Genomic DNA, 19,401 nt, shown 5'->3' with positions numbered 1-19,401 from the left:
GCTTTTCCCGGGAAGACCGCTACACACTTTTCCTGGAACTGCACTCCGTCTCGGCCTTCAACCAGTCGGCGAAGATCGTCATTGCCTGCGAGTTCTGGCGCCTGCGCCGTGCCGACAGCCAGTATCGGCCGACATCGACCGTGCAGTCGAAAGGCTGCACCAGCTGGGCCGAACAGAGTTCGCGGCTGAACATCGAAACCGGCAGCAATGCCACGCCGGCACCCTGGACGGCAGCGTTCGCCATGGTGACCGATGAGTCGAAGACGATGCCTTTGATCGACGGGCAATGGCGCCCTGCCGTCTCGAACCAGCGCAACCATTCGTCTTCCCGGTAGGAGCATAGCAGCGTTTCGCGTGCGAGATCGGACGGGTCGCGCAGGCGCGCCGCGATGCCGGGCGTGCAGACCGGCGAGAAAGCGCCGGGCAGCAGCGGCGTGTTCTCGGTTCCCTGCCAGGAGCCGTCGCCGAAGCGGATGGCAAAATCGAGACCGTCGGCGGCGAGATTGACCCGGTTGTTGTTGGTCGAGATGCGCAGCTCGATATCCGGATAGGCCTGGTGAAATGCCGGCAATCTGGGGATCAGCCAGCCCGAGGCGAAAGTGCCGACGACACCGACGGTGACGATGTCGTTGAAGCGGCCGCCCTCGAAGCGGTCGAGCGTGACGCTAATCCTGTTGAAGGCATCGCTCAACACGGGCAACAAAGCCTCGCCCTCCTCGCTCAAAGCGAGGCCGTGCGGTAATCGGCGAAAAAGCCTGATACCAAGGACTTCTTCAAGGCCCTTGATCTGATGGCTGACGGCGGCCTGGGTGACGCGCAGTTCGAGGCCGGCGCCGGTGAAACTGAGATGCCTTGCCGAGGCCTCGAAGGCGCGCAAACCGTTCAGTGGGAGGTGCGATCGCTTCATCATCCCAGCCCTAATTTTTTTTATGGCGGGGGCGATGTTTACTCGTTTGCGATGGGGCCGGATCCGGTCCAGTTCTGCCGCGCGGGGCAACAGAGAGTGTGGACATGACAAGCAGGCGCAGTTTCATCAGTGGTCTCGCGGTGGTTTTGACGGCCCCGGTTGGCGCCATCGCGAAGGCGGCAATAAGCCCGACAAAATTTGATGGGGTCTTGCCGAAAATGAGGCGGATCGAGGTGAAAAGCGGCGGCCGGCTCGGCGTCGCCTGCCGGATCTCCGGAACGACTGCGCAATTCGGCTATCGTGAGGACGAGCCGTTTCCAATGTGCAGCACCTTTAAGGCACTCGCGGCGGCATTCGTGTTGCATCGTGTCGACGGCGGCATCGAGCAGCTCGACCGCAGCATCGAGGTCCCGCACGACGCCATTATCGCGAACTCTCCAACGACCAACAAACATGCCGGCGGCGAGATGACGGTGGCGCAGCTTTGCGAAGCCGCCGTGACAGTCAGCGACAATGGGGCAGCCAATCTGTTGCTGGAGTCCTTTGGCGGGCCTCCGCAGCTGACGGCCTATCTGCGTTCGATAGGCGACAAGGTGACCAGGCTGGACCGGATCGAGCCGGAGCTGAACGAGTCGCTGCCGGGGGACGCGCGCGACACGACCTCGCCGCTGGCCATGGTCAACAATCTCGAACGGCTGACGATCGGCAACAGCCTGTCGGGGAAGGGCCGGGCGCAGCTTGTCGATTGGCTGGTGGCGAACAAGACCGGCGACGCGCGCATAAGGGCGGCACTGCCGAAAGGCTGGACATGCGGCGACAAGACCGGAACCGGCGCGCGCGGCAGCACCAATGACGCGGCCGTCATCTGGCCGACTTCCAGCAACCCGATTTTGATGTCGATCTATCTGACGGGCACGAAACAGAGCCTGGCCAAACGCAACGCCGTCATTGCCTCAGTCTCACGGGCATTGGTCGAAGCGATCGAGGCTTAGACGTTTTAGCGGCGCAGACCCTGTCGCGCCATTGCTGAGGGCGCGACAGGCTTCTTGAGTTTCGGCCCCTCACCAAAGGCAGAACGTCACAAAACCGCTATTCGAGTTGGATGGTCAGGTGGGCGCAACTTCCTCCAGGCGGCGTTGCGGTTCGTGCGAGCTCGCGACGAAGCTGCGCCACCCACCATGGGCCGAGATGTCAATCGCCGCCGACAAGCCGGCTGTCTCGGCCACGAACCCCTTCGCCGTTGTGCCATCGTCGAGTTCGATCGTGCCAATGCCGAGCGGGGCCGGAATAGCGGCTACGAAGCGTCCGAAGGCGCCCGGATCAAGCCGCCAGACCTCGACATCTATCCGCATTCCATCTCTGGCGACCCGGACGAGTCCAGGCTTGGGTACGGACTGGCCGGCGAGAGCGTAAAGCCGGTAGGCAGGCGCTGTTCTCGTCGTTCTCGAGAACTGGGCGCCGAGATCTCGCAACTGGCCATTGAGCGGCATGCCCGACAGATGCGCGCCGACGACCACCAGATCGATCATCTCGTCCGGCGCGCGCTCGCCAGGCGGCGCGCTGCCCGGCTGCGCCCAGCCGGTCGCGCCAAGCGGAAGGCCGCTGGCCGCGTGGATGTCGCGAGCGAGACCGGCCGTCAGCCAGTCCTTGCCCGCCATCGCCAGCAAGGTCACGCTCATCGGCAAGCCATCGTCGCGCCGGCCGCTCGGCACGGCGACGCCGCACATGTCGAGCAGGTTGACGAAATTGGTGAAGGTGCCGAGACGGCTGTTGGTGACGATAGGGTCCGCGAGAACCGCATCGAGAGCGTAATGCGTCGGCGCGGTCGGTACGCAGAACAGGTCGACCGAAGCGAGGACCGGTGCGAGCTTCGCCCTGTAGGCCTGAAGCGCATAGAGGCCCCTGAAGGCATCGGCCGCGGAGAGGCTGCGCGCGCCGCCGATGATTTTCCGTGTCACCGGATGCATGGCCGCCTCGTTGGCCTCCATGAAACCGGCGATCGCCGCGTACCGTTCGGCCACCCAGGCGCCTTCATAGAGAAGGTTGGCGGTGGCGTAGAAATCGCCGAACGGGATTTCCACCAGCCGGCAACCGAGCCCGCGCAGCATGTCTAGCGCCGCGTCGAAACCCTCTGCCATCGCCGCGTCGCCGAAGAATTTGAGATCCTGCTTCGCCGGCACGCCGACACTTAACACCGGCGGCCGCGCGGTGAGGGCCGGCACCTTGACCGCGCGCGAATAGGCATCGGCTGGATCCTTGGCTGCGGCCACACCGAACACCGCGTAGGCATCGTCAACGGTCAGCGCGAACACGGAGATACAGTCGAGTGTGCGGCAGGCCGGTACGACGCCGGCGGCCGACAGCGCCCCGACGGTCGGTTTCAGGCCGACAATATTGTTAAGGCCGGCCGGTATGCGGCCGGAGCCTGCCGTGTCAGTGCCGAGCGCGAAGGAGACGATGCCGCGCGCCGTCGCAACGGCGGACCCCGACGAGGAGCCACCGGGCACCAGACTGGCATCGATGGCGTTCTTCGGGATCGGGTACGGCGTGCGCACGCCGACAAGGCCGGTGGCGAACTGATCCAGATTGGTCTTGCCGACCACCAGCGCGCCGGCAGCCTTGAGCCGGGCCACCACGGTGGCGTCCACCTGGGGCATGTAGGCATATTCGGCGCAGGCCGCGGTGGTCGGCATGCCGGCGACGTCGATGTTGTCCTTGACGGCGAAGGGCACGCCCCACAGCGGCTTGGTTACCGGATCGAACGGCCCGAGCGTTTGCGCCTGCGCCAGCATGTCCGCCTTGGCGGCGAGATGAATGAAAATGCCCGGATCGTCAGCCGCCGCGATGCGGGCATGGACGGTATCGATCATGGCGGCGACACCGACGCCGGCCCGATAGGCCGCATGCAAACTGCCGATGTCGAAGCGGATCTCGCTCATTTGGTCTCCCCCAGAATGATCACCGGCAGGTCCCATTGGATCAGCACGACGCAGCCCTCCTTCGTCCACACCGAATGCTCGGTCCCGACCGGGTTCAGGACCACGCTGCCGGCCGGATAATCGCCATTCTCGTCGCTTTGTGTCCCCTCGAGCACGACGATGGTTTCCAGCCCGACATGTCGATGGCGCGGCACGCCGGCGCCGGGCCGGTAGTTGAGGATTGCCACCGACGGTTCGACCGGTTCGCCCTTCAGCAGCCAGTGCACCGCGATGCCCTCGCGAAAATGTTCGAACGCCAGATCGCGCCAGCCGCCGCCGAGGACGCCGGCAAGACTCAGATTAGCCATTTGCAATTCCCCGAAGCACCTGGTCGGTCGTCGCCGTCCAGCCGACGATGGCGCCTTGCGCTCTAATCATGGCGATGGCGGCCGCCTTGAACTCCGGAAAATAGCTCTCCGTTGCGTCTTCGGCGAGCAGGCACTCATAGCCCCGATCATTGGCCTCGCGCATCGTCGTCTGTACGCAGACCTCGGTGGTGACGCCGGCAAAGACCAACTGCAGTGCGCCGAGTCGTTTCAGATCTTCGCCAAAGCTGGTTGCGTAGAAAGCTCCCTTGCCAGGCTTCTCGATGACAATCTCGCCGGGCAGTGGCGCGAGTTCGTCGAGGATCGCTGTGCCCGGCTCGCCAACGATCAGCACGCGGCCCATCGGCCCAACATCGCCGATGCGGATCGACGGATTGCCGCGGTTGCGCTTGGACGGCGGCAGGTCGGACAGGTCGGCCCGGTGGCACTCCATCGTGTGAATCACCGGCAGGCCGGCCGCGCGGAACCCATCGATCAGCCGCTTCACCGTCGGCACAATGGCCGTGATGCGGCTGACATCGTTGCCGAGGCTGGCGCCGAAGCCGCCCGGCTCGGCGAAGTCGCGCTGCATGTCGATGACGACCAGCGCCGTCGTCTCCGGCTTGAATGCAAAGGCAAACGGCTGCGCATCGATTTCAGCCATCAATAGTGTCCCGCCATATGCTCGCCGATGGTCTGCACGCTCGCCCGCGCGATCGGCGTTTCGTAGACCAGCGCACCGTCCGACATGACGAAGATGCGGTCCGACAGTTCCAGCAACTCGTCGAGGTCCTCCGACAACAAAAGCACGGCAGCACCCGCATTGCGCGCCTTCATGATGCGGGCGCGGATTTCGGCCACCGCCGAGAAGTCGAGACCGAAGCAGGGATTGGAGACAATGAGCAAGTCGACCTCGCCGGTCAGTTCGCGCGCCAGCACTGCGCGCTGCACATTGCCGCCCGACAGCGAGGCGATGGGCGACGACAGCGATGCGGTCTTGACCTTGAACTGCTCGACCAGCCTGGCGCTGAACGCGCGGATGGCACTGGTGCTGATCCAGCTCACCGGTTTGCCGTTGCCGTCCACGTCGAAGGTGCGGAAGGAGATGTTCTCGGCCACGGTCATTTTCGGGGCGCAGGCATTCTTCAGCGGCTCTTCGGGGATGAGCCGCACATTGAGCGCGCGCGCCTCGGCGCGTGTCGCCCCATAGGCGGACCCGCGCACCAGCACGTCGCCCGCGTTGCGCGGACGCTGGCCGGCCAGCACTTCCAGAAACTCTTTCTGGCCATTGCCGGAAATGCCGGCGATGCCGACGATCTCGCCCGAGCGCACGCCGAGATCGTCGATGCTGATCGATTTCAACCCGGTTCGGTCAGGCGCCTTCAGCGACCTGACCTTGAGCACCGTCTCGGCATCGGGCTTCGGCGTTGCACGGCTGTCGAGCGCAGCGATCGGCTGGTCGCCGATCATCATCGCTGCCATCGTCTTGTGGTCGAGGTCGGCGACGCGGCCCGTTCCCGTCAGCTTGCCTTTGCGCAGCACGCTGACATCATCGGCGAAGGCCGTCACCTCATGGAATTTGTGCGAGATCATCAGCACGGTGAGGTCGCCGGCCTTGGTCATGTCGCGCACCAGCCCCAGCACCTCCTGCGCCTCGCCGGGCGTCAGCACCGAGGTCGGCTCGTCCAGCACAAGGAAGGAGCGGCCGAGATAGAGCTGCTTGACGATCTCGAGCTTCTGCTTCTCGCCGGCTGCGAGCTCCGCCACCTTGACGTCGAGCGGCAGCTTGAACGGCATGCGCTCCATGAACACGGCAAGGTCGGCGCGCTCCTTGCGCCAGTCGATGATGCCCGGCACCTTTTCGCGCGAGATGACGAGGTTTTCCGCCCCCGTCAGCGAGGGCACCAGCGTGAAATGCTGGTAGACCATGCCCAGCCCGAGCGCAGAGGCATCGCGGGGGCTGGCGACCGCGACCTCGCGGCCATCTACGAGGATATCGCCGGAGGTCGGGTGGTAGAACCCCATCATGCATTTGACCAGGGTCGACTTGCCGGCGCCGTTTTCGCCGAGCAGCGCATGGAATGATCCCGCCGGCACCTTGATCGAGACATCGCCCAGCGCCGTGAAGGCGCCGAAGCGCATGGTCATGCCAATGGTCTCGACGCCGACGGCCTTTCTGCTGCCTTCACGCATGGTCGAACCTCACGGCAATTGGGCGACGAAGGACGCCGAACTCGACACCGCGCCGAAGACGCCGCCCTGCATCTTGATCATCTTGATGGCCGCCAGATGGTTGCCGTAGTCGGTCGCCCCACAGCAATCCTCCAGCATCACGCATTCATAGCCGCGGTCGTTGGCCTCGCGCATGGTGGTGTGCACGCAGACATCGGTGGTGATACCGGTCAGCACGATGTTTTCGATGCCGCGCTGGTTGAGGATCAGCTCGAGGTCGGTGGCGCAGAACGAACCCTTGCCGGGCTTGTCGATGATCGGCTCGCCTTCGGCCGGATAGAGGTCGGGGATGATGTCCCAGCCCGGCTCGCCGCGCACCAGGATACGCCCGCAAGGGCCGGGATCGCCGATGCCGGCATTGATGCGGCGCGAGCGCCAGCGCTTGTTGGCCGGCAGGTCGGCGAGATCGGGCCGGTGGCCCTCGCGCGTGTGGATGATGGTGTAGCCCTTGGCGCGCATCACCGAGAGCACCGACTTGATCGGCTCGATGGGCGCGCGCACCAGCGACAGGTCATAGCCCATATGGTCGACATAGCCGCCCGGTCCGCAGAAATCTGTCTGCATGTCGATGATGATCAGTGCCGTATTGTCGGGGCGAAGTTCGCCGTTGTAGGGCCATGGATAGGGGTCGGCGTCGATGTAGCGCTGGGTGATCTCGGCTCTGGCGTTCATGGCAAAAACTCCAGTTATTTGGTGATCGACAATTCGCCCGGTGCGCCGGCGAGCGAACGGGTCGGCGACGAGGTGGCGATCATGATGATCAGGGTGAGGATGTAGGGCGCGGCATAGAAGAGGTAGTAGCCTTGGGTGACGCCGACCGACTGCAGCGCCGGTCCAAGAGCGCCGGCCCCACCGAACAGAAGGGCGGCGGCAAAGCAGCCAAGCGGGTTCCAGCGCGCGAAGATGACCAGCGCCACCGCCATCAGCCCTTGGCCCGACGAGATGCGTTCGGTCCAGCTGCCGGGATAGTAGAGCGACAGATAGGCGCCGCCGATGCCGGCCAGCGCGCCGCCGACGCCGGTGGCGAGCAGGCGTACCGTGTCGGGATTGAGACCCATGGCGCGCGCGGCGTCCGAACTGTCGCCGACAACGCGCACGATGAGGCCGGCGCGGGTGTTGCGGAAGGCCCACCACAGGACGACCGAAAGTGCCGCTCCGATCAGGAACAGGACGTTGACGTCGAGCGCGGCCTGCACCTGCGGAATATCGGACCAGCCGCCGAAAGGAATGGCCGGCAGGTTGGGCGCCTTCGGCTTGATGAACGGCTTGCCGAAGAAGAAGGCGAGCCCCGAGCCGAACAGCATCAGCGCGATGCCGATGGCGATGTCGTTGACCTTCGGAAATTTGCAAATCCAGCCGTGGAACAGGCCGAAGCACAGGCCGGCGAAGGCTGCGGCGAGCAGGCCGAGCCATGGCGAGTTGGTCATCACCGCCACCGCATAGGCGGTCATGGCGCCGAAGACGAGCGTGCCTTCGAGCCCCAGATTGATGCGGCCGGAACGCTCGGTGATGGCTTCGCCCAGCGAGACGAAGATGAAGGGCGTCGACACGCGGATGGCGCCGCCCAGAATGGCCAGCGGCACGCCCCAGAGGCCGATCTCGGTCGCGTCCATCAGGAGGCCCTCTGCCACAAATCGGGATTGAAGGCCTTGAAGCGGCCGTACAAGGTTTCGCTGAACAGGATGACGATGAACAGCATGCCTTGGAGCACCAGTACGGTGGCGTCGGGCAGGTCCATGCGGCGCTGGATCAGCCCGCCGGACGCGTCGATGCCGCCAAGCAGGATGGCGACCGGGATGATGGCCAGCGGGTTGTGGCGGGCCAGGAAGGCGACGAGGATGCCGGTGTAGCCATAACCGGCGGCGAGCGAAGCATTGGCGCTGCCCTGGACGGCGGCGACTTCCAACATGCCGGCGAGCCCGGCAAAGCCGCCGGCCAGCGCGGTAAAACCGACGATGAGCGGCCCGACGGCCAGGCCCTGCACCTGTGCCGCGCGCACGTTGCCGCCGGCGATGCGCGCGGCGAAACCCCAGCGGGTCTTTTCAATGAGCACCCAGGACACGATGCAGGCAACGACACCGGCGACCAGCCCCCAATGCACATCCATGCCCGGAATGTTGCCGATGCGATAGATGTCGGCCAGCGGCTGCGTCGAGGGCTTGTTGAGCGAGGCGGGATCGCGCAGCGGTCCTTCCACCAGCTGGTTCATCAGGGCGATAGCGATGTAGGCCATCAGCAGGCTGGAGATGGTTTCGTTGACGGCACGGTAGTGGCGTAGCGCGCCGACGGCACCGATCCAGATGCCGCCGGCGGCCATGCCCGCCACGCCCATGGCAAGAATGACGATGAAGGAAGGCGCGCCGCTCAACGCGACACCGATGGCCGCGGCACCGACACCGCCGAGCACGATGGCGCCCTCCCCGCCGATGACGACGAGGCCGAGCCGCGCCGGCAGCGCCACGCAGAGCGCCGCAAGCAGCAAGGGTGCGGCCCGCGACAGCGAGTTCTGCACCGAGAACCATGAGCCGAAGCCGCCGCGCCACATGGTTTCGTAGAGCAGGACCGGCGACTTGCCGACAGCCAAGATGAACAGGCTGAACAGGACCATGCCGACGACCAGCGCGGCGAGCGGAATGACGAAGGCTTCCGCTCGCCGCGCGATCCATTCGAGCGCTGCCGGATAGGCCCTGGCGCCGAGGATGGCCGGCGCCTCCGCACTGCTGGTCGTATCTGTCATGGTCCCGTCTCCGCGCTCAGCCTTAGGCGGTCGAGCCGACGACGCCCTCAACGAGATAATCCATGCTTTCGAGCTCGATGGCGGTCTCGACGAAGGCCTGGCCCTCGGTGGCGACGACAACGCCCTTGTTGCTCTTGAGCGGGCCCTTGATGACGGAGAAACCGCCCTTCATCATTTCGGCCAGCGTGGCGTCGAACTGCTTGTGCGCGGCCTCGCCGACGGCGGGGCCGAGCGGGCTCATCTTGACGAAACCGTCGGCCAGGCCGCCGCGGGTGAAGTTGGGCAGCGGCGTGCCGGCGACCAGGTCGTCGACGAACATCTTGTAGACCTTGGCCCAGTTCCACTCGGCGCCGGTGAGGTATTTTTCGGGTGCCAGCGGGCTTTGGTTGGCGTGATATCCGCAAACGAAGGCACCGCGACCGGCCGCCGTCTCGACCACCACTTTCGGGCTATCGACATGGCAGGTGATGACGTCGGCGCCTTGGTCGACCAGCGCGTTGGTGGCTTCCGCCTCCTTGACCGCCAGCGACCACTCGCCGGTGAAGATTACCTGGCAGGTGATGGTCGGGTCGACCGAGCGCGCACCGAGCAGGAAGGAGTTGATGTTGAGCAGCACCTGCGGGATCGGCTTGGCCGCGACAAAGCCGAGTTTCTTGGTCTTCGAGGTGTGGCCGGCGACGACGCCATTGAGGTATTGGCCCATGCCGATATAGCCGAAATAAGAGCCGGCGTTCATCGGATGCTTGTCCTTGTTCCACATGCCGCCACAATGACGGAACTGCACGTCAGGGAATTTCGCGCACATGGCCAGCATATGGGGGTCGAAATAGCCGAAGGAGGTCGGGAAGATCAGCGAGGCCCCGTCGAGATTGATCATGGATTCCATGGTCTTCTGGACATCGACCGTCTCCGGCACATTCTCCTCCTCGACGACGGTGATCCCGTCGATGCCCTTCAGCGCCGCGGCACCCTCGGCATGCGCCTGATTGTAACCATAGTCGTCCTTCGGACCGACATAGATGAAGCCGACCGTCGCAGCGGCGGCAAAGGCTCTGCTGATTGGAAACGATGCTGAGGCAAGACCAAGTGCGGCTCCGGCGGCGGAGGTCTTGAGCAACTGGCGACGGTTAAGCATGAATCTGTCGGTCATGTGAATGCTCCCCTGTAAGACCCTTTTCGAGTCGGTTAACCTTGTCATGAAAGTGCATGCAATCAGCGTGCCAGTTTAAACAGTGAAATTTATCCAATTAAATCAACAATTGCCCCAATGACACCTGCACAAGTGACGGGCAATTGCATGCACTTTTTGCTTTTAAAATAGACAGTTTGACATGTAGATTAAAATACAGGCATAGAGAGGATGCCCGAGTCGAAGCTGGTCCGCGAGCCATGCGATTCACGGCCACGAAAAGACTGGACGGAGGAGACGTGTCGGGAAAGCGCAACTTGATCAGGTCGGGTACGACCGTCGATCAAATGGTGAGGGCGATTGGCGACCGCATCGTCACCGGTTTCCTGCGCCCCGGTGAAAAACTCGACGAGGCGTCGCTGGCCGCCCGCTTCGACGTATCACGCACGCCGGTCAGGGAGGCGCTCGGTCAGCTCAGTGCCATGGGCCTGGTGGAAAGGCGGCCAAACCGCGGCGCCATCGTCGCGGTGGTCACGCAGGAACATCTCGCCTCGATGTTCGAAAGCATGGCCGAGCTTGAAGGTATTTGCGCGCGCTTCTGCGCCGAACGCATGACCGCTGGCGAGCGCCGCGCGCTGGAGGTTGAGCATCAGGCCTCGGCCCGCCTGGTGCGATTGGGCGCCGAGGAGGACTATGAATATTTCAACACCGAGTTCCACACCCGGCTCTATCGCGGTGCCCACAGCACCCATATCTCGGAGCTAACCGTAATGACGCGCAGCCGGCTGGCGCCGTTCCGTCGCGCCCAGTTCATGCTGCCAGGCCGCCTGGCCAAATCCTGGCAGGAGCATGACGCCATCGTCACCGCGATCATGCGCGGCGATGGCGCTGCCGCCGGCAAGGCGGCACGGGACCACGTTTCCATCGTCAGCGAGGCGAGCGCCGTATTCGCCGCGGGTGATCCAGCAAGTCGCAAGGCAGATTCGATAGGGCTGTCTTCATAACGCGGATATCCCGCGGACTTTTCGACCTATATGTGCTTGCGGCCGCCGGTCTCTCGGAACCAGCTGTCGGGGTAGGGGTACCACCAGTCCTGGATCGCCGGTCTGTGGTCGATGATGACCATCTTCGAGCGGCGGAAGGCGTCCAGCCCCTGGCGTCCAAGCTCGCGGCCGAGGCCTGACGCCTTCCAGCCGCCGAAGGGCAAGGCGTCATTGTCGATCAGCGGGTTGTTGACCCAGACCATGCCAGCCTCGAGCCGCTCGGCGGCGTCATGCGCTTCGGCCAGATCGGTGGTGAACACCGAGGCGCCAAGCCCGAACGGGCTGTCATTGGCAAGCCGGATCGCTTCGTCGAAATCCTTGACCCGGCAGATCGCTGCGACCGGGCCGAAGCACTCTTCGCGCACGATCGCCATGTCAGAGGTAACGCCGGTCAGGATGGTCGGCTCGTAGAACCAGCCTGTGTTGTGCGCTGGCGGAATGCGGCCGCCGGTGACGGCAACGGCGCCGTTGGCGATAGCGTCGTCCACCAACCGCATGACCTTGGCCCGCGCGCCTTCGCTGACCAGCGGGCCGATCTCGGTCTTGTCCAGTCCGTTGCCGATGCGAAGCGCGCGTGTCCTTTCGGCGAACAGCGCGACGAAGCGGTCATGCACGGCGTCGACGACGAAGAAGCGCTCGGCCGAGGTGCAGACCTGGCCGGTGAGATGGAAGGCAGCGGTGACGCTGCCGGCCGCGGCGACCTCGAGCGGGGCGTGTTGGCTGATGATCAGCGGATCACTGCCGCCGGCTTCGATGACGCACGGCTTCATGCGTTCGGCACAGGCCACCGCAACCGCCTTGCCGGCGGCGACCGAGCCGGTGAAGGCGACGGCATGGGTGCGGTCGGAAGCGATCAGCGCTTGCGCTGTCGCAGCGCCGCCGGGCAGGCAGGAGACCAGCCCTTCCGGCAGCGAACGGAACACGGTCATGTAGTCGAGCGTCGACAGGGTGGTCGCCTCGGCCGGCTTGATGATGCAGGCATTGCCGGCGGCCAGCGAAGCGGCGACGGTCCAGCACATCAGCAGGATCGGGAAGTTGTAAGGCATGATGTGCACCGACACGCCGTAGGGCTCGTAACGCGCATACTGGAACGAACCGGCCTGCGTCGTGCCGGCGATCTTGCCGGCATCGTCGCGCGCCATCTCGGCGTAGTAGCGGAAGATCGGCGCGCAATTGGCGATCTCGCCGATGGCTTCCGGATAGGGCTTGCCCATCTCGCGCACCATCAGCTCGGCGCAGCGCGTGAAGTCGGCCGCCTCGATGGCATTGGCGACGGCATGCAGATGCTTGGCGCGGCTCTTGGCGTCGAGCTTTTTCCAGACGGCCTGCGCCTTGGTGGCCGCGGTCAGCGCGGTGTCGATCTCACCATCGCTGGCGGGCGCGATGGCCCCGACCGTTTCCAGCGTCGCCGGATCGATCACCGGTTTGTTCGCGCCGGCCATCGGCCGGTAATCCGGGTTGACGAAGAAAGCCGGCCGGTCAGGGGAGAAATGCATGGATATCCTCTCAGATCCGCTCAGCGGATCATGTAGACCTTCTTGATCGTCTCATGGACGGTGCAGACGCCTTTCCAGTCCTGCGGAAAGAAGGCCGCCGTGTCCGGCTCGATCTCGATCACTTCGCCGGATTCATGGACATAGGTGCAGCGGCCCTCGAGGAAGTGGCAGAACTCGTCGCGGGTGACGTGGCAGTGCCATTTGCCAGGCGTGCAGACCCAGAGGCCGCACTCGGAACGACCCTCCGGCCCCTTGTACAGAAGCTTGCCCGAAGTGTGGGACTCGCCCTCGATCATCGTCGGGATGGCGCCCCAGTCGACGAGATCGGTGATGGCGAGCGGCGATTTCATGATCGGCGTTGTCATATCGATTCCCCTAGAATGGCCTTGGTGCTCACCGGCACATGAAGGCCTTGGTCAGCGTTTCGGTGATGATGGAGATGCCGGTCCAGCCGGCGGGGAAGAACACAAGCGTGCCGGCCTCGACCGGAATCTGTTCGCCATTGTCGTGGATGTAGCTGCCGCGGCCCGACAGGAAATGGCAGAACTCGTCGGCCGGGAAGGTGACCTTCCGCGTGCCTGACGTGCATGACCACAGGCCGCATTCGCTCGATCCGTCCGGGTTCTGCGACAGGATCTTGCCCGACGCACGCGGCGAGCCGGCGAGCGTGTTGCTGCCCGCGCCCCAGTCTTCCAGGTCCACGATCGAGGCCTTCGGCCAATGCGGTGTCGGCATGTCATCAAACTCCGTGTACCTTTGCTTGAGCATGATCTTGTCCGAAAACCAATTCCCACTTTTCGGGATCATCCTTTCAAGCCAGCATGTAGACGTTGCGCATGGTCTCATGCACGATGCATTCGCCCGCCCAGCCGGCCGGGAACATGACCACGGTTCCAGCGGTGACTTCTATCTCTTCGCCGACATCCGACCGGTAGGTCGCGCGGCCGGCGACGAAATGGCACAATTCATCGCGCGGGATGCTAAGGCGCCAGCGGCCGGGCGTGCAGACCCAGATGCCGGATTCCGGCTGGTTGTTCGGCCCCTTGTGCACCAGCCGGCCGGTGGAGTGGGAAGCGCCGTCCAGTGCATCCGGCTGCGCGCCCCAGTCGGCGAGGTCGGTGCGGGTTGAGGCTTGGTAGAGGTGTGGTGCGGAGGAGGTCACAACAACGCCTCCAGCAAACCAGCCGCCTTCTCCGGACCGTTCTGCGCGTGCATCTGTGCCGAGGTCTTCGCGAGCTTGGCTTTCATCGCTGGATCCGTCAGGCAGGCTTCGATCTTGGCGACCAGTTTGGCGTCGTTCCAGTCGTAGCGCGGCATGCCGAAGCCGTGGCCGGTTTCCTCGACACGGGTGGCGTTGTCGTGGCCGTCCCAGACATAGGGCATGATGATCGCCGGCTTGCCGAAATAGAGGCACTCGGTGAACGAGTTGTTGCCGCCATGGTGGATGACAGCTTCGACCTGCGGAATGACCGAAGGCTGCGGGAACCAGCTCTCGACGATGACGTTGCCGGGCACGTCCGTGTACTGGTCCTTGTAGCCGCCGACATTGACCAGCGCGCGGTAGCGCGTCTTGCCCAGCGTCGCGATGATGCGCTTCAACAGGTCGACATCGCCGGCGCCCAGGCTGCCGAAGGAAACGTAAAGCAGCGGGCCGTCATTATTCTCAGCGAAGGTCGGCACCGTGTAGGGTTTTTCCTGCCGCACGCAGCCTTCGAGATACTGGAACTTTGCCGGGTCGAGCGGATGGCGGCGCTTGAACTTTGCCGCCTCGGGATAAAGCAGCAGGTTGAGGTAAGGCGAGGCCTCGAAGAACTGGCCGATCGGATAGGGCGCCTCGTTGTTGGCGGTGAGGAAGGCGTTGAAATCGTCGTGGATCGGCTGGATCACGGCGTTGAAATGGTCGCGGTAGCGCTGGTGCCCGGCATGGTCGTTCTCGCCGCAGCCGGAGAGATGCGGCGGGATGTCGTCGTCCTCGATCTCGTTTTCCGAGCAGGAGATGACGCGCACCCACGGCTTGCCGAACTGTTTGATCGCAGGGAACAGGATGACGTTGTCGACGCAGATCACGTCCGGCTTGATGGCCGCGAGTACGCGTGGCAGATCCTTCTGCGCCCATTTGGCGCTGTCGACGATCGCCGTCCAGCAATCCTTCACGTAATTGTCGATCTGGTCGTAGGGCGATTTGCGGAAGTTCGGGATGTGGCCGTTGATGAAATCCTCCCAGAACTTGGCCATCTGCTCCGGCGGCATCGGCTCGGACAGGTTCACCGGATGGGCCTCAAAGCCGTAGCCCTTGTAGACATCGACGAAGCCGGGATCGGACAGGAACACCGCTCTGTGTCCACGCGCCTCGACCGCCTGGGCGATGCCGACGGAATTGAGCGCCGGGCCGTAGGCCGCTTCGGGAAAAAACGCGATCGTCTTCTGCGCCATCAGGCGTCTCCTTCACTCTGCGAAAATTCTGACATCGGCGGCGTCCCAGCCGAGTTCGACCTGGTCGCCTGACGACACCGGCCGGCGGTCGGCGGCATCGGCGGTGACACGCACCAGGAACGGTTTTGGCGACAGAGCACTGCGGACATGCAGCTGCAGGTCGAGACCGTGATAGGCGAGTGCCTCGACCGTGCCGGTGGTGCGGTTGGCGGTCTCATCCGACGGGAACAGCCGGATGCGCTCGGGCCGCACCGACGCGACAGCGGACGCACCGGGCGAAAGCGAGGCGGGAACCTTGCCGGCGATCCGAGTGCCATTGCCTGCCATGACACCATCGGTGGCGGCCTTGCCCGGCACGAAATTCATCACGCCGATGAAATCGGCAACGAAGCGGTCGGCGGGATGTTCGTAGATCGTATGCGGCGTGTCGCATTGCAGCAGCTTGCCGTCTCTCAGCACCGCCATGCGGTCGGCCATGACAAGCGATTCTTCCTGGTCGTGGGTGACGATGACGAAGGTGATGCCGACCTCGTGCTGCAGGCGCTTCAGTTCCAGCTGCATGGCGCCGCGCAGTTTCTTGTCGAGCGCGCCGAGCGGTTCGTCGAGCAGCAGCAGCCGGGGCCGCTTGACCAGCGCCCGGGCCAGCGCGACGCGCTGCTTCTGGCCGCCCGACAATTGCTCCGGCTTGCGGTCGGCGAAGGCGACGAGTTCGGTCGTCGCCAGGATGGCATCGACGCGGGAGCGGATTTCGCTAGCCGGCAAACGCTCCATCTCCAGCCCATAGGACACATTGGCCCGGACACTCATATGCGGAAACAGCGCGTAGGACTGGAACATCAAATTGACCGGCCGTTTGTTGGGCGGGGTCCTGGCGATGTCGCGGCCGTCGAGCAGGATGCGCCCGTCGCTTGGCGTCTCGAAACCGGCCAGCATGCGCAGCAGCGTGGTCTTGCCGCAGCCGGAAGGGCCAAGCAGGGCGAAGAACTCGTTCTCACGGATGTCGAGCGAGATGCCGTCGACAGCGGTCACCCGACCGAAGTTCTTCGACACATGATCGATGGCCAGCAGCGTGCGCGGTTCGCTCATTGGCCTGTTATCCCAGGGTTGAGCCGCTGCGACAGGGTCAGCGCGGTGATGCTGACAGCCATGACGATGGTTGCGAGGGCGTTGATCTCCGGCGTGATGCCGAAACGGATCATCGCATAGATCTGCATCGGCAGCGTGGTCGAGGCGCGGCCGGCGCCGGCGGTGAAGAAAGCGATGATGAACTCGTCGACTGACAGCGTGAAGGCAAGCAGCGCGCCGGCGACCACGGCCGGCAGGATGACCGGCAATGTCACCCGCCGGAAGGTGGTGATAGCTGAAGCGCCAAGGTCGGCGGACGCCTCGACGATCGACCAGTCGAAACTCTTCAGCCGGGCACGCACTACCGAACAGACGAAGGCGAGGTTGAAGACGACATGGGCAAGGATGATGGTGTGCAGGCCCATGGTCAGGTTGAGCATGGAGAAGAACGACAGCAGCGCGATCGCCAGCACGATGTCGGGGATGATCATCGGCGCGAAGATCAGCGCCTCGAGACCCTTGCCGTACTGCCGGCGCATCTCGACGCCGATCGCCAGCAGCGTGCCGAGCAGCGTGGCGATGGCCGTCGACACCAGTGCCACGATCAGCGTGTTGAGCGCGGCGGAGAGGATGGCGGAATTGCCGGCCAGCGAAGCGTACCATTTCAGCGAAAAGCCGGACCATGCCGTCGGCAGCCCACCTTTGTTGAAGGACAGCGCCACCAGCACGGCGATCGGGATGTAGAGGAAGGCGAAGACGAGGATGAGGATCGTCCGCATGCCGAAAGCGCGGGCAGGCGATGAAGTCATGGTTGCCCTCCGGTAGTCTGGAGGCAAGCGAGCGACCAGCGTCCTTCTCCCCGTTTACGGGGAGAAGATGCCGGCAGGCGGATGAGAGGCAGCGCCCGACATTGCAGGAGCTTGCGCCGCCCCTCATCCGCCACTTCGGGGCACCTTCTCCCCGTGAACGAGGAGAAGGGAAGGAAGAAGCGCTCAGCCATCGGCGTCACCCTTGGCCTCGGCCGCACGCCCGGAGGCACGATCCGCAGCCAGGGCCTGCGCCATCAGCACCAGCAGCATGATGGCGATCAGCGCCATTGCCAAGGCCGCGCCGAAGGGCCAGTCATTGGCGGTCAGGAACTGGTCGTAGACGAGATTGCCGATCATCTGGAAGCGGCCGCCGCCGAGCAGGGCAGGGGTGACGAAATTGCCGATCGACAGCACGAAGACGAACACGGCGCCGGCGGCGATGCCGGGCACGGTCAGCGGCAGGATGACGCGGCGAAAGGTGGTGAGGGCCGAAGCGCCGAGGTCGCGCGAGGCTTCGGCGAGTTCCGGATTGAGCCGCGACAGCGGCGCGTAGCAGGCGAGGATGACGAAGGGCAGATAGTTATAGACCAGGCCGGCAATGACCGCGCCCTCGGTATAGAGCATCGACGGCTGCTCACCGGTGTAGCCGAACCAACGCAGCAACTGGGTGATCAGGCCTTCGCGGTTGAGCAGCACGATCCAGGCATAGGTGCGGATCAGATAGTTGGACCAGAACGGCAGCACGGCGAAGAACAGGAACACCGGCTGCAGCCGGCGTGGTGCGGCTGCGATCGCGTAGGCGGCGGCATAGCCGATGACCACCGCGATCAGCGCCGCCGTGCCGGCGATACGCGCCGAGTTGAGGAAGATACCCGCATAGAGCGGGTCGAACACCAGCCCGAAATTCTCCAGCGTGAAGGTGTATTCGATGCCGCCATAGATGCCGCGCCGGAAGAAGGCGAGCGCCAGCACCAATGCGCACGGCACCACCATCAGCGCGGTCAGCCAGACCAGCGCCGGGGCCATCAGCAAGGAGGAGCGAAGTCGGGTCTGGGACAATTTTCGGGTACCGCTCAAGGCCGGCGGCAGTAGCGCTGCCGGCCGTGATATCTGGTTTGACGCCGCTTACTGCGCGGCCTTGATCTCGCTGACGATCTTCGAATAGTCGCGCTGGGCGTCGCCGACGTCGCGCAGTTGCTCGAACTTGACGAGGTCGGCCACCGGCATCGCCATGTTGGGGAATTTTGCCAGGAAGTCGGCGGGCAGGCTTTCCATAGCCGGCTTGTTCGGCACCTTGTAGTCGATGTTCTGCGCCGCCCAGGCGTGGTTCTTGGCGTCGAGCATGAAGTTGATGAACTGGAAGGCGGCGTCCTTGTTGGCGGAGGCCTTCATCACCACCATCGTGTCGACCCACAGGTCGGAACCTTCCTTGGGGATGACGTACTTGATCTCGGGTTTTTCGGCGATGCCGTAATTGCACCAGCCGTCCCATGCCTGCACCATCAGCGCTTCGCCGGAAACCAGCTTCGAATAGAAGGTGGTGTCGTCATAGGCGAGCAGGGTCTTCTTGGCCGAGATCAGCAGGTCCTTGACCTCGGCCATCTTGGCCGGGTCGGTCTCGTTGACCGAAAAGCCCTTGTCGAGCTGGCCGGCCGCCAGCAGCCAGCGATCGGTCGCCAGCATGGTGGTCTTGCCCTTGAGGTCGTCGGAGGGGGCAAGCAGATCGCTCCAGCTCGTCGGCGCGACCTTCACCAGGTCAGAGCGGTAGCAGAGGCCTGTCGTGCCCCAGGTGTAAGGCACCGAGAAATTGTTGCCGACATCGTGCGGCAGCTTGGTCGCTTCCGGATAGAGGTTGGCGAGGTTGGGGACCTTGGTGTGGTCGATCGGCTCGGTCAGGCCGAGCTTGTTCAGCACCTCGGCGAAGGGCGAGGAGACGAAGACCACGTCATAGCCCTTGCCGCCGGCGGCGATAAGCTTGCCCATGATCTCTTCATTGGTGGCATGAACAACCACTTCGCCGGAAACCCCGGTCGCGGTCTTGAAGGCGGCCATGGCGTCGGGCGCCATGTAGCCGTCCCAGTTGGAAATGACGAGATCGGCGGCGGCCGCCGGCACCGACAGCGCCAAGGCCAGGCCGAGTGCGATTGACGGCATCTTCAGCGAACGGTGCCGCAAGAAGGTCGTGGCGGTCATGACAGGTTCCCCATTCTGGTTGATCGTCGAATTTCATTCGCCGGACCAACGCCTGCGACCCATGCCGCCGCCTC

20 protein-coding genes are annotated in these 19,401 nt (G+C 64.2%); 2 read left to right on the top strand and 18 right to left on the bottom strand.

Annotated elements, in window-relative coordinates:
* Positions 1 to 19: 19 nt before the first annotated feature.
* A complete protein-coding gene (locus tag B5V02_RS34930) occupies positions 20 to 907 on the bottom strand; it encodes a LysR family transcriptional regulator (RefSeq protein WP_111548577.1) in 888 nt (295 codons plus the stop codon).
* Between the two features lie 104 nt (positions 908 to 1,011).
* Between B5V02_RS34930 and bla the strand changes: the two genes are divergently transcribed.
* Positions 1,012 to 1,899, top strand: a complete 888-nt coding sequence (bla, locus tag B5V02_RS34925) for a class A beta-lactamase (protein ID WP_111548483.1) — start codon at positions 1,012 to 1,014, stop codon at positions 1,897 to 1,899.
* A gap of 114 nt (positions 1,900 to 2,013) precedes the next feature.
* Here bla and atzF read toward each other — a convergent pair whose 3' ends face one another.
* The 8 genes from atzF to B5V02_RS34885 are packed head-to-tail and all read right to left on the bottom strand — an operon-like array spanning position 2,014 to position 10,309.
* Positions 2,014 to 3,846, bottom strand: a complete 1,833-nt coding sequence (gene atzF / locus B5V02_RS34920) for an allophanate hydrolase (protein ID WP_111548482.1) — start codon at positions 3,844 to 3,846, stop codon at positions 2,014 to 2,016.
* Complete coding sequence (locus B5V02_RS34915) at positions 3,843 to 4,193, bottom strand: cupin domain-containing protein (protein WP_111548481.1); 351 nt, start codon at positions 4,191 to 4,193, stop codon at positions 3,843 to 3,845. The genes atzF and B5V02_RS34915 overlap by 4 nt, the downstream gene beginning before the upstream one ends.
* Positions 4,186 to 4,854, bottom strand: coding sequence for a cysteine hydrolase family protein (locus B5V02_RS34910; protein ID WP_111548480.1), 669 nt, complete (start codon positions 4,852 to 4,854; stop codon positions 4,186 to 4,188). Before B5V02_RS34910 ends, B5V02_RS34915 begins: the two co-directional genes overlap by 8 nt.
* Positions 4,854 to 6,383, bottom strand: coding sequence for an ABC transporter ATP-binding protein (locus tag B5V02_RS34905; protein ID WP_111548479.1), 1,530 nt, complete (start codon positions 6,381 to 6,383; stop codon positions 4,854 to 4,856). The genes B5V02_RS34910 and B5V02_RS34905 overlap by 1 nt, the downstream gene beginning before the upstream one ends.
* A 9-nt stretch (positions 6,384 to 6,392) precedes the next feature.
* Positions 6,393 to 7,094 (bottom strand): biuret amidohydrolase, encoded by a 702-nt coding sequence (biuH, locus tag B5V02_RS34900; RefSeq protein ID WP_111548478.1) that lies wholly within the window; start codon positions 7,092 to 7,094, stop codon positions 6,393 to 6,395.
* Between the two features lie 14 nt (positions 7,095 to 7,108).
* Positions 7,109 to 8,035, bottom strand: coding sequence for an ABC transporter permease (locus tag B5V02_RS34895; protein ID WP_111548477.1), 927 nt, complete (start codon positions 8,033 to 8,035; stop codon positions 7,109 to 7,111).
* Complete coding sequence (locus tag B5V02_RS34890; protein ID WP_111548476.1) at positions 8,035 to 9,159, bottom strand: ABC transporter permease; 1,125 nt, start codon at positions 9,157 to 9,159, stop codon at positions 8,035 to 8,037. Before B5V02_RS34890 ends, B5V02_RS34895 begins: the two co-directional genes overlap by 1 nt.
* Positions 9,160 to 9,181: 22 nt before the next feature.
* Positions 9,182 to 10,309: a BMP family ABC transporter substrate-binding protein gene (locus B5V02_RS34885; RefSeq protein WP_111548475.1), complete on the bottom strand. Its 1,128-nt coding sequence runs from the start codon at positions 10,307 to 10,309 to the stop codon at positions 9,182 to 9,184.
* Positions 10,310 to 10,605: 296 nt separating this feature from the next.
* Between B5V02_RS34885 and B5V02_RS34880 the strand changes: the two genes are divergently transcribed.
* Complete coding sequence (locus B5V02_RS34880; protein WP_425374447.1) at positions 10,606 to 11,292, top strand: GntR family transcriptional regulator; 687 nt, start codon at positions 10,606 to 10,608, stop codon at positions 11,290 to 11,292.
* 26 nt (positions 11,293 to 11,318) lie between these two features.
* Here B5V02_RS34880 and B5V02_RS34875 read toward each other — a convergent pair whose 3' ends face one another.
* The 9 genes from B5V02_RS34875 to B5V02_RS34830 form a co-directional block, all read right to left on the bottom strand.
* Positions 11,319 to 12,827, bottom strand: coding sequence for an aldehyde dehydrogenase family protein (locus B5V02_RS34875; protein ID WP_111548473.1), 1,509 nt, complete (start codon positions 12,825 to 12,827; stop codon positions 11,319 to 11,321).
* 20 nt (positions 12,828 to 12,847) lie between these two features.
* Positions 12,848 to 13,192, bottom strand: a complete 345-nt coding sequence (locus tag B5V02_RS34870; protein ID WP_111548472.1) for a cupin domain-containing protein — start codon at positions 13,190 to 13,192, stop codon at positions 12,848 to 12,850.
* A 28-nt stretch (positions 13,193 to 13,220) separates the two neighbouring features.
* Positions 13,221 to 13,595 carry a cupin domain-containing protein gene (locus tag B5V02_RS34865; RefSeq protein WP_245446361.1) on the bottom strand — a complete coding sequence of 125 codons (375 nt, stop codon included), beginning with the start codon at positions 13,593 to 13,595 and terminating at the stop codon, positions 13,221 to 13,223.
* Between the two features lie 43 nt (positions 13,596 to 13,638).
* Positions 13,639 to 13,989: a cupin domain-containing protein gene (locus tag B5V02_RS34860; protein WP_111548471.1), complete on the bottom strand. Its 351-nt coding sequence runs from the start codon at positions 13,987 to 13,989 to the stop codon at positions 13,639 to 13,641.
* A complete protein-coding gene (locus B5V02_RS34855; RefSeq protein WP_111548470.1) occupies positions 13,986 to 15,260 on the bottom strand; it encodes a glycosyltransferase in 1,275 nt (424 codons plus the stop codon). Before B5V02_RS34855 ends, B5V02_RS34860 begins: the two co-directional genes overlap by 4 nt.
* A 12-nt stretch (positions 15,261 to 15,272) precedes the next feature.
* Positions 15,273 to 16,346 (bottom strand): ABC transporter ATP-binding protein, encoded by a 1,074-nt coding sequence (locus B5V02_RS34850; protein ID WP_111548469.1) that lies wholly within the window; start codon positions 16,344 to 16,346, stop codon positions 15,273 to 15,275.
* The gene (locus B5V02_RS34845) at positions 16,343 to 17,134 is read right to left on the bottom strand and encodes an ABC transporter permease (protein ID WP_111548468.1); all 792 of its coding nucleotides are present in this window, start codon (positions 17,132 to 17,134) and stop codon (positions 16,343 to 16,345) included. The genes B5V02_RS34850 and B5V02_RS34845 overlap by 4 nt, the downstream gene beginning before the upstream one ends.
* 183 nt (positions 17,135 to 17,317) lie before the next feature.
* The gene (locus B5V02_RS34835) at positions 17,318 to 18,160 is read right to left on the bottom strand and encodes an ABC transporter permease (protein WP_111548466.1); all 843 of its coding nucleotides are present in this window, start codon (positions 18,158 to 18,160) and stop codon (positions 17,318 to 17,320) included.
* A 99-nt stretch (positions 18,161 to 18,259) separates the two neighbouring features.
* Positions 18,260 to 19,327: a polyamine ABC transporter substrate-binding protein gene (locus B5V02_RS34830; protein WP_111548465.1), complete on the bottom strand. Its 1,068-nt coding sequence runs from the start codon at positions 19,325 to 19,327 to the stop codon at positions 18,260 to 18,262.
* Positions 19,328 to 19,401 lie beyond the last annotated feature (74 nt).

Source organism: Mesorhizobium kowhaii, assembly GCF_003253745.1.
In the GTDB taxonomy this organism is placed as follows: Bacteria; Pseudomonadota; Alphaproteobacteria; order Rhizobiales; family Rhizobiaceae; genus Mesorhizobium; species Mesorhizobium kowhaii.
This window is presented reverse-complemented; position numbering and strand designations above follow the sequence as displayed.